The 11,011-nt window shown below is 41.3% G+C and carries 10 protein-coding genes and 1 pseudogene; 5 read left to right on the top strand and 6 right to left on the bottom strand.

The annotated features are described in order from the left end of the window. Positions 1–55: 55 nt before the first annotated feature. Entirely contained in the window at positions 56–649 is a 594-nt protein-coding gene (locus CK510_RS18345) for a hypothetical protein (RefSeq protein WP_095723076.1), read from the bottom strand. A 144-nt stretch (positions 650–793) separates the two neighbouring features. Between CK510_RS18345 and CK510_RS18340 the strand changes: the two genes are divergently transcribed. Next, complete coding sequence (locus CK510_RS18340; RefSeq protein ID WP_095723079.1) at positions 794–1,228, top strand: hypothetical protein; 435 nt, start codon at positions 794–796, stop codon at positions 1,226–1,228. Between the two features lie 300 nt (positions 1,229–1,528). On the opposite strand, the gene CK510_RS18335 is transcribed toward CK510_RS18340, so the two are convergent. The 3 genes from CK510_RS18335 to upp form a co-directional block, all read right to left on the bottom strand. Continuing rightward, a complete protein-coding gene (locus tag CK510_RS18335) occupies positions 1,529–1,783 on the bottom strand; it encodes a YggT family protein (RefSeq protein ID WP_095723078.1) in 255 nt (84 codons plus the stop codon). A gap of 321 nt (positions 1,784–2,104) precedes the next feature. Then, the gene (locus CK510_RS18330; RefSeq protein ID WP_095723077.1) at positions 2,105–2,443 is read right to left on the bottom strand and encodes a ssl2009 family thylakoid membrane protein; all 339 of its coding nucleotides are present in this window, start codon (positions 2,441–2,443) and stop codon (positions 2,105–2,107) included. A 79-nt stretch (positions 2,444–2,522) separates the two neighbouring features. Next, positions 2,523–3,173, bottom strand: a complete 651-nt coding sequence (gene upp / locus CK510_RS18325; RefSeq protein ID WP_095723075.1) for a uracil phosphoribosyltransferase — start codon at positions 3,171–3,173, stop codon at positions 2,523–2,525. Positions 3,174–3,854: 681 nt separating this feature from the next. On the opposite strand from upp, the gene crtH reads away from it, so the two are divergent. From crtH to hetR, 3 genes are all read left to right on the top strand, one after another. Further along, a complete protein-coding gene (gene crtH, locus CK510_RS18320; RefSeq protein ID WP_095723074.1) occupies positions 3,855–5,363 on the top strand; it encodes a carotenoid isomerase in 1,509 nt (502 codons plus the stop codon). Positions 5,364–5,494: 131 nt separating this feature from the next. After that, a complete protein-coding gene (locus CK510_RS18315; RefSeq protein WP_095723073.1) occupies positions 5,495–7,546 on the top strand; it encodes a DMT family transporter in 2,052 nt (683 codons plus the stop codon). Positions 7,547–8,196: 650 nt separating this feature from the next. Beyond that, on the top strand, positions 8,197–9,096 hold the full coding sequence (gene hetR, locus CK510_RS18310; RefSeq protein WP_095723072.1) for a heterocyst differentiation master regulator HetR: 900 nt from the start codon (positions 8,197–8,199) through the stop codon (positions 9,094–9,096). 118 nt (positions 9,097–9,214) lie between these two features. Here hetR and CK510_RS18305 read toward each other — a convergent pair whose 3' ends face one another. Then, complete coding sequence (locus CK510_RS18305) at positions 9,215–9,832, bottom strand: hypothetical protein (protein WP_245912203.1); 618 nt, start codon at positions 9,830–9,832, stop codon at positions 9,215–9,217. A 167-nt stretch (positions 9,833–9,999) separates the two neighbouring features. On the opposite strand from CK510_RS18305, the gene rpsD reads away from it, so the two are divergent. Next, positions 10,000–10,608, top strand: coding sequence for a 30S ribosomal protein S4 (gene rpsD, locus CK510_RS18300; RefSeq protein WP_095723070.1), 609 nt, complete (start codon positions 10,000–10,002; stop codon positions 10,606–10,608). A 100-nt stretch (positions 10,609–10,708) separates the two neighbouring features. Here rpsD and CK510_RS18295 read toward each other — a convergent pair. Beyond that, positions 10,709–11,011 (bottom strand): annotated as a pseudogene (locus CK510_RS18295) (cyclic pyranopterin phosphate synthase MoaA); the annotation flags it as partial.

Below are 11,011 nucleotides of genomic sequence, written 5' to 3'. Positions count from 1 at the left end.
GTCCAATTCCCTCCCTTTCGCAAGCGGAGGGTTAGGGCGGGGTTCCTTATATATTCTATTTTTCCCAACGCCAATTACACTGATTCCATTCATAAATACCGTTAATTTCGTATTCTGCACCGTTTTGGAAGCGAACAATACAGCTAGCGAAACTATCTTCAGCATTCTTAGTTTCATCAACTTGAATTACAGTGCAGAGAAACCATTCACGCTGACAAGGACCATTATCTTGCACCCATTCCCATAATGCATTACAAACTTCAATGCGATCGCTCACTTTCAAGCGAATCAAATCAAAATGATGGGATTGCAGTCTATCTAACCACTGTACCCCGTAGCGTTGGCGAATAAAATGCACCTCACCAGAATCTTGTCCGTGCAACCAATCGTTGAGTAATTGTACCTTCCAAGACATATTTTGTGTTTCCTGGGTTTTCACATATCCCAAAAATATCCGCAACTCTTCCGATGAAAGCTCCTGAAGTGGGTTGCGATCGCTATCATCATAACTATGAAGATGAGAGATTCCCTGGTTTTGCTCGACCATTTGCAGTAAAATTTGTCTCTGTTGGTCTGTGAGCGGACAACTTGCTGCATCGCAACGATTAAATGCTGCTTGCAGGGCTGATTCAATCTCATCTGGTGTCATAATTATTTATTAGTGACTCAAAGTCTGATTTTAATAAATTTTACAGAAGTGCAACTGTAGTCTTCAATTCCAAAGGAATAAATTTCTTTCTCTTGCTTAGGAGTAAAATTTATCTATTGGTTGGATGTGTTTATGGTGCCTTTTATGCAGTTACGATCGCTTGCGGTTTTCTTGTTTACTTGCCTATTTGTTGTGCTATCCTGGGTCTCTAGTCCGAGTGCGATCGCATTAACACAAATACGGCTATTTGATATTTCATACCAAAAATGCCCCCCAGACATTGCAGAGGGCACTGTAACAAGCGGTGGTTCCCCAATGGCTGCAAACTGCTTTCTCGTCACTGGTAAAGCTGAAAATGGGACTAATAAATACGTCTACGATGCGGATATATTTGGACGTATATATGATGCAAATAATGACCCTGTATTACAAAACCGAACCCGTCTTGGTTCTATCCCCGAAGTTCCCCCAGGTGTAAGCAACTTCGAGCTAAGAATTTCTGTAGCTGCAAGTCAACCTGAACCAATTCAACTTAAACAGTTTAAAGCGGCTGGGTTTTCGGCGCAAGTGCGAAAGTAACACAATTTTTGATTCGAGATTTTGAGATACTGGATTTTGAGATTTTAGCTTCAGTTTGCTACTAATACCAATTTAAAATGTAGGTGCAATACTCTGTTGTTCCCCAAGCTACACGAATTGCACCTAACTGTGAAAATAACGAATTAGCTCAACTCTAGTTACTGATGATCCACATGCTGCAATCATCGTAATTAATTAGTCCATTTTTAATGGACTTTCGCTATGAGACAGGGATTTACAATCCCTGTCGGACTTTCGCGATCGCGTCTCTACAGCCAAGAATATTATGGCTAAACAATGCTAAATACCTTTGGGTAAAATTCCAGCCAAAAGTTGTAAAGCCAAAATCGCTAACATTGGCGAAAAATCCATTCCACCTAATGGGGGAATGATAGAACGGAATACATTTAGATAGGGATCTGTAATTTGGCTCAAAGCCGAGAATGGCTGATTGTACCAATTTACTGTTGGGAACCAAGTCAAAAGAATCCTGATCACCAACAAAGCAATGTAAATGCTGACAAAAACTGACAGCGTGTTAGTTAGAAAAGGGATTGAAGAACTCATATAAGGTTCGGTTTCCTGAGAAAATATCAACAAATATCTTTATTAATTGATTGTAAACGAACTGATATCATGCTGTGTGGTTAGGTTTTCCACACTCATGAACAATTCATACTGGGGATATGGGGCATGGGGGATTGGGGATTGGGATTGGGATTGGTTGATAATTACACTAAGAACGGCTCAAAATTTGACTTTTTAAATGCCTGCTGGTTCCTTTCTTTTATTTGCTTTTAGCAGTGAGCTAATAGCTAACGGCTCGAAGTATACTAACGCTTTATTCCCTATCCCCTATTCCCTATCCCCCATTCCCTACAACGAAGTCCGCTCGGAAGAACTAGGAGAAGGACTACCGTTAACATTACCTAACTGCTGTCTCACTTCGTCAATAGTGGCATTGAGTTGGGCAATTTTATCTTCGAGCGATCGTCTCGCAGTTTCCATCCCCTCAGTATCACTCAATTTCATTGGACGGCGTGAATTTGAGGCTTTTTTTGCCTCTGCTGGACGGTTTGCAAGTTGTTGAATTTCTTCTTCGTCGATTAATTCATCCCGTCGATTTGCAATTAATGCACCTAAAAAACCACCAACTACACCACCAACAATTGCTCCAGCAACAAATCCTCCGGCAAAACCATCGCGTTGACTCATATCTTTACCCGTCTTACAAAATACTGCGACTTCAAGAAATTGATTAATAGCCGCCATCAAGCTCTAGCTGCATGGTAGCTTATGTCCCGAAGATGCGATCGCCCGCATCCCCCAAGCCCGGAATGATAAATCCTTGCTCGTTTAGACCCTCATCAATACAAGCTGTGTAAATAATTAAACCAGGATAAGCTGCACTCAGTTTTTGCAAAGCCTGGGGAGCCGCAATCACACTGACAATTCGTACCAAAGTTGGGTCTATACCCCGATGTGTTAATTCTGCCATCGTCGCCATAATCGAACCACCCGTTGCTAACATCGGATCGGTAATCAACACTCGTGTCTGAGGGTCAAATTTTTCTGGCAGCTTATTCAAATAGCACAAAGGTTCTAATGTTGCTTCATCCCGTACTAAACCAAGGTGGTAAATCGATGCTAATGGTAGCAATCCTTGTGCCCCTTCTAACAGCCCCAAGCCAGCCCGTAAAATCGGGACCACGGCAACCGGAACCTCTGGATCGATTAACGTTGCCCCAGTCTCTGCCAGGGGTGTTTGGACTGTTGTCTCAAATGTTGGCAACCACTCTCGCGCGGCTTCATAAGTTAACCATCGCCCTAACTCCGCGATCGCGCTACGAAATAACACAGAGGGAGTGGAAGCATCGCGGGCAACTGCCAACCAATGCTTAATTAGGGGATGAGGTGGGACATAAACACGTAGTTGTAGCGTCATAACTAGAAATTAATCAACTCCTCATAGTATAAAAAGTCAACTACCTCAACTTTCCTTTCCAGGAGGTGAGTTATCGGTTTGTAACTAGATTCCACTGCAACTCAGCATACTTTCGACCTTGCGTTCGACTTTGTATTCTGCTTTGACTTCAGCATCCATTACGTTAGGGCGCGTTGACAAGGCACCCGTACAATTGGAGATTATAACTAACAACAAATTTACCACTATCACGATTTCCAATCGAATCGCTTCCGCCCCGGTTACATCCGTCCTGTTTAGAATACTCTTTTCTTGTATTCCTGACAGCTAACAACAATACCTTCCCCTGTCTAGAAAAATTATCGCTAATTATTTTCATTAATAGTTGACATTTATTCTCAATCTAGTTTATATTATTTGCAAGTGTTCTCCTCTCTTTAAGGATCGGTAGACGGGATTAGTCTCAGCAAAGTAGGCTTGTCCCTCTTTTTTTTGTTTGATACTTCGTTTAATAATTGATAATTGGGGATTGAATAAAAAAGAAGCAATTGACCCAACAAACCGGGTTTCTCCCCCACGCAAAATCTCCCATCACGCAAAAACCTTAATAAACACCCTCTAAATTTAAAACTTGGGAATAAGCCATTGGGTATTGGAAAATAAGGAAATTACCAATTACAAATCAATACGAATTACGAAATTATGTCCGAATTCGACGCAATTATCATCGGTTCCGGTATCGGTGGTTTAGTGACTGCAACCCAACTTGCTGCCAAAGGTGCAAAAGTCCTAGTTCTCGAACGCTATCTAATTCCTGGTGGCAGTGCTGGATATTTTGAACGTCAAGGCTATCGTTTTGATGTTGGTGCATCGATGATTTTTGGCTTTGGGCAACAAGGAACGACTAATTTACTAACTCGTGCTTTGGCTGCTGTAGGTGAAAATATAGAAACGATTCCTGATAATGTGCAAATTCACTACCATTTACCCAATGGCTTAGAAGTCAAGGTAGAAAGGGATTACCAAGAATTTTTACAAAATATTACCGCATGTTTCCCCCACGAGCAACAAGGTATCCGTCGCTTCTACGATGAATGTTGGAAAGTGTTTAATTATCTCAACAGCATGGATTTGCTGTCGTTGGAAGAACCTCGTTATTTGGTGCGATCGCTTTTGCAACATCCATTATCTTGCCTGGGTTTAGCCCGATACTTACCGCTAAATGTGGGAGATATTGCCCGAAAGTATATTCAAGACTCTGATTTGCTCAAATTCATCGACATTGAATGCTATTGCTGGTCAGTTGTTCCCGCAGCGATGACACCGATGATTAATGCGGGGATGGTATTTTCTGACAGACATTATGGTGGGGTGAATTACCCAAAAGGTGGTGTGGGGCAAATTGCTCAAAAGCTTGTTCAAGGTTTAGAGAAAGCTGGAGGTAAAATTATTTACCAAGCCAGAGTCACAAAGATTTTGCTAGAAAAAGACTGTGCTGTGGGGGTAAAGCTAGCAAATGGTGAGACTTACCACGCAAAAAAAATAGTTTCAAATGCCACACGTTGGGATACCTTCGGTAAGTTGATATCACCTAAAGATGTTCCAATTAATGAAATTAAATGGCAAGAAAGATACAAAAAATCGCCAAGTTTTTTGAGTTTACACATGGGTGTAAAAGCTGAAGTTTTGCCAATAGGAACAGAATGCCATCATATTTTGTTGGAAGATTGGGAAAAAATGATGGATGGGGAAGGGACAATTTTTGTTTCGATTCCAACTTTGCTCGATCCAGATTTAGCACCAGCAGGACATCATATAATTCATGCATTTACTCCGAATTGGTTAGCAGATTGGCAAGAATTATCCCCGACTAATTCTGATAATTCGTCCAAGAGTCGCGCTAAAGAAGCAGCAGCAGAACGTGTTATTAAACGTTTAGAGAAGATTTTCCCTGGTTTAGATGCAGGATTGGACTTTTTGGAAGTGGGAACACCTAGTACCCATCGGAAATATTTAGGACGGGAAGATGGTACGTATGGTCCAATCCCCCGTCGAAAACTGCCGGGATTATTACGAATGCCGTTTAATCGCACCGCAATTCCCGGATTGTATTGTGTTGGTGATAGTACTTTTCCTGGACAGGGTTTGAATGCTGTGGCATTTTCGGGATTTGCTTGTGCCCATCGCATCGCCGTAGATTTAAGGCTATGATATTTTTTTATCAAAAAAATATGCGTAACTGAAAAAAACTGGTTTATTGTTTTGGGTTTATCTGACACAATACTATAAATAGTTGAGACGGGAAGCCGCTCGGTATTCACAGAACCAGAGGTCAAAAACTAATGGGGCGATTTGAGAACAACCAATCGAGTCAGGGCGATGATGGCGATGTATCATCAGATGTTAGTAATGCTCAAAAGAAGATGATTGAGGAATTGCAGACTCTCCAGCAAAGTGTTCTCAAGTCGTTGCAGGATGATATCCAGCAGCTGCAAACTGAGAAAAATCGTCTGGCTGAGGATGTACAAAAACTGCAAGTCCAAAAAACTAATTTGCAGCAAGAACAATTAGCTAACGAACATCAAGTTTTGTTAAGGCAGTTGGTGCAAGTTCTGGCAAATCACGTTTCGCTACAACTACAGTCTTCCCTGGAGAAGTTGTTTGCGGATGTTGCATTTCGCACTTCTGAAAATGGTACTACTTTACCTGGTTCCCAATCTGCTACTGCCACATCCCAAGCTAGTTTGGAGCAAACCGAACGTTTGCTGAATTCTTTTAACGGTACGGTTCTATCGACTTTTGAACAACTCCAAGGGGAGTTAAGGAATTATCAAAGTAATTTTTCTCAGCAGCTTTCCCGAATGTATGACGAACAAGAGCAAGGGGAAGCGATTTTGGCTGAGTTGGTACATCGTCTTCGTCACGAGTTGGAAAATTCCCCTGCGACAAATTCAACTGTATCAATTGAATCGGTTTATCAAGTTGAATCTGAAGTTGAACCGCAAATTAACCTTGAAGAAATATTTGAGGTAGAAAGTACTGTTCCTCCTCAAGAAGAGGTTGGAGAATCTTCGTCCATAGTAGTTGCAAATTCCCCAAACACAGAAGCAACAGACGACGAAAATCCCTTTGTCGAAAAAAATATTCCCCCCTATCGCTTTCCCGACACTGTTATTCCCAATCCCCTAACCCGTGCCCAACTTGATGCGAAGTTAGAACCAAATGAACCAGCTAGGGAGCGCAATTTAGTTGTAAATCCCCCTCCAATTCCCGCAACAAACGCAAGAGAAGCCGAAAAGTCGCGATTCTCCACAGGAGACGCTTCGCGATCGCAATCAAAAACTAAAAAATCTTCGTGGTTAACCAGTGGTTTAGTGATGGTTGTGCTGTCCCTGGTCGCTTCCGCGCTTTATAATGTTTCCGTTCGAGCCATGTTTTTCCCGCGATCGCAAATTTTGGGTATTTTTGATGTTCAGCAATTAATATCCCCAACTTTAGGGAATTGTTTGTTAATTTTAATGCTAAGAATGCTAGTAGTTGTACCATTGATGCTGGTGCTAGCTCCAATCATGCATCCTTGGATATGGCAAGATATCAGCGCTTTGACCAACTCACTGCGGCGAAATCCCCGACAGCCGAATCTAGGGCAAGGAAATCATCAACCAAATATTACCAAACCATTACTGATACTCGCAATTACTAGCGGGTTCTTCTTGTTTTTATCGCAATTGTTAATTTACCTTGCCATTGGACGGGTAGCAACGGGAATTGCGATCGCACTTTTCTTTATTTACCCAATTGCCAGTGGATTCCTAGCTTGGTTATTATTCAAAAACGAACAGCGACAACTTCCCACATTATTTGGGATTAGTGCGATCGCTTGTATTTGTTTGGGGGAATTACTGATTTTAAGTAGTGGGAATACTTCTACTGGTGCTACTGCGGCGATTTTATCGGGTATCTCGTTTGCAATCTACATCATTCTCACCCGCATTTGTGCCGCAAAAATTCATCCTGTTACATTTACCCTACTCAATTTCACCACCATGTTGGTGTTCTGCTTCATCGGGTTAATCATTCCCTTACCAAGCAATTTAGGCGTACAGATTAATAATACTAACTTACTAGAATTGGTTTTAACGGCATTTATTTTAGGCGTACTCACATTGTTTGGTTACATCCTGAATAACCTTGGTGTGCGTAAATTTGGGGCAAATCGTTCGGCGATTATTGGAGCTATGTTACCCGCAATTACGGTTATTTTTGCTGGTTTGATTATCCAAGAAAGCCTAGCTATTATTCAGATAATAGGAGTGTTGATTGTTACATTGGGAACCGTAGCTTTCAACCTGGAAAAAATACGCGATCGGCTCAAAGCTCACAAAAACACTTAGTTGGGTCGAACTTTTTAAAAACAATGTATGATTTGAAACACAAAGCTAACAAAATACATGGTAGTATTTCTGAAAATTTTCCTAAAAAATAAAAGAAGATGAAATTGTCAACCCGACTTTTGACTGAGTTAAAAATTTTAGCTTTTTGCGAGTAGATATCTTATACTACGGTCAAATATTCTTTTGGAGTAGGAAAATAAATTTGAGACTGATTTTGGTTAGCCTCAGTATGGGAATCTGAAGAGAGTTCCATTCCACTTGTTCCATTCATATTTGTCAACTAGAGCAAGAAACAACACCAACAGTTGTGTCAGCAATGCATAATATTCTGGTGATAAAGTTTCATGAAATTGTTACACAATCACAAATGGGACAAACTTGATGGATTGATACTATATGTACATATTTTACCGAGTGCAAGATTAGGCGCAAAACGTTGTAATCTTAGCTATAAAGGCAATTTTGCGACATAAGTAGTTTGGTGTTATTACAGGAAAATACTGATAAATTCTTGATTAAGACTACCAATAATACCCATGTTTAACGCATAATAGATAATCTAAAGTGAACACATTGCCTTCAGTCGGGTGTATACTACTTACTTTCATATAACTGAAAACTTGTAAACGTGCTATTCATCTGTCTGTAATATGAGTAACGACATAGATCTGATCAAACGTCTAGGCCCCAGTGCGATGGATCAGATCATGCTTTATCTGGCTTTTAGCGCCATGCGGACGAGTGGGCACAGGCATGGGGCGTTTCTCGATGCAGCCGCAACCGCAGCCAAATGTGCTATTTACATGACTTATCTGGAACAGGGGCAAAACCTGCGAATGACAGGACACCTGCACCACCTCGAACCAAAGCGCGTGAAAGCGATTGTTGAGGAAGTCAGACAAGCACTAACAGAGGGTAAATTGCTGAAGATGTTGGGTTCCCAAGAGCCTCGCTATCTGATTCAATTACCTTATGTATGGATGGAAAAGTTTCCTTGGCAACCGGGACGTTCTCGGATTCCTGGAACAAGTTTGACGAGCGAAGAAAAAAGGCAAATTGAGCAGAAATTGCCCGAAAATTTACCTGACGCTCAGTTAATTAGTTCCTTTGAATTTTTAGAATTGATTGAGTTTCTGCACAAGCGATCGCAAGAAGATTTGCCCTTGCAGCATCACATGCTGTTGAGCGAAGCCTTGGCTGAACATATCAAGCGTCGTTTGCTCTACTCAGGCACGGTAACGCGGATTGATTCACCTTGGGGAATGCCTTTCTATGCCTTAACTCGTCTATACTATGCTCCTGCGGACGACCAAGAGCGTACTTACATCATGGTAGAAGACACCGCTCGGTATTTTCGCATGATGCGTAATTGGGCAGAACGTCGTCCTAATTCTATGCGTGTCTTGGAGGAATTAGATATTCCCTCAGAACGGATGGAGCAGGCTATCGAAGAATTAGATCAGATTATCCGGGTTTGGGCTGATAAATATCACCAAGTGGATGGTATACCTATGGTGTTACAAATGGTTTTTGGTAAGCAAGAAGACTAGTCAATCCAGCGATTTGCTTGATATTAGTTCTTGGTCTAAAAATATAACTAATTAATACAACATCCAATCCAAGTCCACCAATGGTAGATTTGGATTTTGGATTAAAAATTAAAATTAACTAATTTCTTTGGGGAATGGGGACAGGTTGAGTCGGAGTAGTCTCGAAAGTACGGTTAAATTGATTACTTGGCTGGGTAGGAGTTTCAACTTGATTACGTCTAGCTGGTGTAAACGAAGGGAGTAACCCACCCAACTTATCGCTAGCATCAATACAGGTATCCATCGCTTGAACCGCAGAAAAATCGATTTCTTTTCGCAAACCGACTACACACTGAGCAAAGCGTTGGGGTAATAAACTGCGATTACAGTAATTGAAAACTGATGGGTCAAAAGCTTCTTTTTTGCTACCACTGACACTGACGACACAAGTAGCCAAATCTTCGGGACGACGAGCCAAACGGCAAGAAGGCAGAATATCAATAGCTGCAACTTGAGTTTGTTTTTGAATTTTAGTTACGCAGGTAGCAAATTCCCGTGGACGCAGAGCCTCAGCACAAGCTTGAGCGGCTGATTCACCATTGATACCCAACCGTAACAAACTAACTGCACAACCACGGTAATCATTAACTGGATAACTAACTTGTGCGATCGCGCTTGGGGTAAGTGCCATTTCCAACCATCCACTTATCCCTAAAACCACACCAGCAACAATTGTATATTTACCTTTCCTAGCCATTTTCAATATCTTCCTAACACCACAGTAATGCTACCGCATCTTTTGAGTGGTTAATAGTTATTGGTTTTTGCTTATGCCCAATTCCCAATTCCCTATTCCTAATTTCCCATTAACATATATAATTAAATGTCTGAGTCAAATTTAAACAGGACTAAAGTAAGAAAATCATGTCCCGATATAGAGGACCCCGTTTAAGAATAACCCGTCGTCTAGGTGAATTACCTGGTTTAAGTCGTAAAACCGCTCGTCGCGCTTATCCTCCTGGTCAGCACGGTCAGAACCGCAAAAAGCGTTCTGAGTACGCTATTCGTTTAGAAGAAAAGCAAAAACTTCGTTTTAACTACGGTGTCACCGAGAACCAGTTACTTCGCTACGTCCGCAAGGCTCGTCGTGTAGCTGGTTCCACCGGACAAGTGCTATTGCAATTATTAGAAATGCGCTTGGATAATACCATTTTCCGCTTGGGTATGGCTCCTACCATCCCTGCCGCACGTCAATTGGTTAACCACGGTCACGTTTTAATTAACGGTCGTGAAGTAAATATTGCTAGCTACCAATGTCGTCCTGGCGATCAAGTTACTATACGTAATAATGATCGCACCAAAAAGATGGTTGAAGCGAACTTGCAGTACCCAGGTTTGGCAAACCTTCCCAGTCACTTGGAGTTTGACAAAAACAAGCTCGAAGGTAAGGTAAATAGTGTTATCGAACGCGAATGGGTGGCACTACAAATTAATGAACTGCTAGTTGTTGAGTACTACTCACGTCAAGCTTAATTAATAGTTAGGAGTTGGGAGTTAATAGTTAGGAGTTAAGAAGAAATATTACTCAACTTATAACTCATAACTCATAATTCATAACTCATCGCTTAATTTTTTATCCTCCAATTTGCGACATGGTGCGGCTGTAATTCCCTGTCGCAGTTCCGGAATAACGCTGTTTAAAATTAATTTCAGATTTTACCGTCAATAATTCTTTTAACTGCTCTCGCAAAGTGGTCATGCTGACACCTTCGCGCAGGGCAGTTTTTAGGTCTAATTGACCTGCTTCATTCAACAAGCAAGGACGTAACCAACCATCTGCACTCAAACGCATCCGGTTACATTTGTCACAAAAGCATTCTGACATTTGACTAATAAATCCCAATGTTCCTTTTGCTCCGGGAATTTTAAATATATC

Source organism: Brunnivagina elsteri CCALA 953, from assembly GCF_002289455.1.
GTDB classification, from domain to species: domain Bacteria; phylum Cyanobacteriota; class Cyanobacteriia; order Cyanobacteriales; family Nostocaceae; genus Brunnivagina; species Brunnivagina elsteri.
Note: the sequence above shows the minus strand (reverse complement) of the source record. Positions and strands in the feature narration are given on the sequence as shown.

What these genes read in the sequence shown, in the direction of transcription:
- CK510_RS18345 (WP_095723076.1), bottom strand. Translation starts at nt 649, where the DNA reads ATGACACCAGATGAGATTGAATCAGCCCTGCAAGCAGCATTTAATCGT.
- CK510_RS18340 (WP_095723079.1), top strand. Translation starts at nt 794, where the DNA reads ATGCAGTTACGATCGCTTGCGGTTTTCTTGTTTACTTGCCTATTTGTT.
- CK510_RS18330 (WP_095723077.1), bottom strand. Translation starts at nt 2,443, where the DNA reads ATGAGTCAACGCGATGGTTTTGCCGGAGGATTTGTTGCTGGAGCAATT.
- upp (WP_095723075.1), bottom strand. Translation starts at nt 3,173, where the DNA reads ATGACGCTACAACTACGTGTTTATGTCCCACCTCATCCCCTAATTAAG.
- crtH (WP_095723074.1), top strand. Translation starts at nt 3,855, where the DNA reads ATGTCCGAATTCGACGCAATTATCATCGGTTCCGGTATCGGTGGTTTA.
- CK510_RS18315 (WP_095723073.1), top strand. Translation starts at nt 5,495, where the DNA reads ATGGGGCGATTTGAGAACAACCAATCGAGTCAGGGCGATGATGGCGAT.
- hetR (WP_095723072.1), top strand. Translation starts at nt 8,197, where the DNA reads ATGAGTAACGACATAGATCTGATCAAACGTCTAGGCCCCAGTGCGATG.
- CK510_RS18305 (WP_245912203.1), bottom strand. Translation starts at nt 9,832, where the DNA reads ATGGCTAGGAAAGGTAAATATACAATTGTTGCTGGTGTGGTTTTAGGG.
- rpsD (WP_095723070.1), top strand. Translation starts at nt 10,000, where the DNA reads ATGTCCCGATATAGAGGACCCCGTTTAAGAATAACCCGTCGTCTAGGT.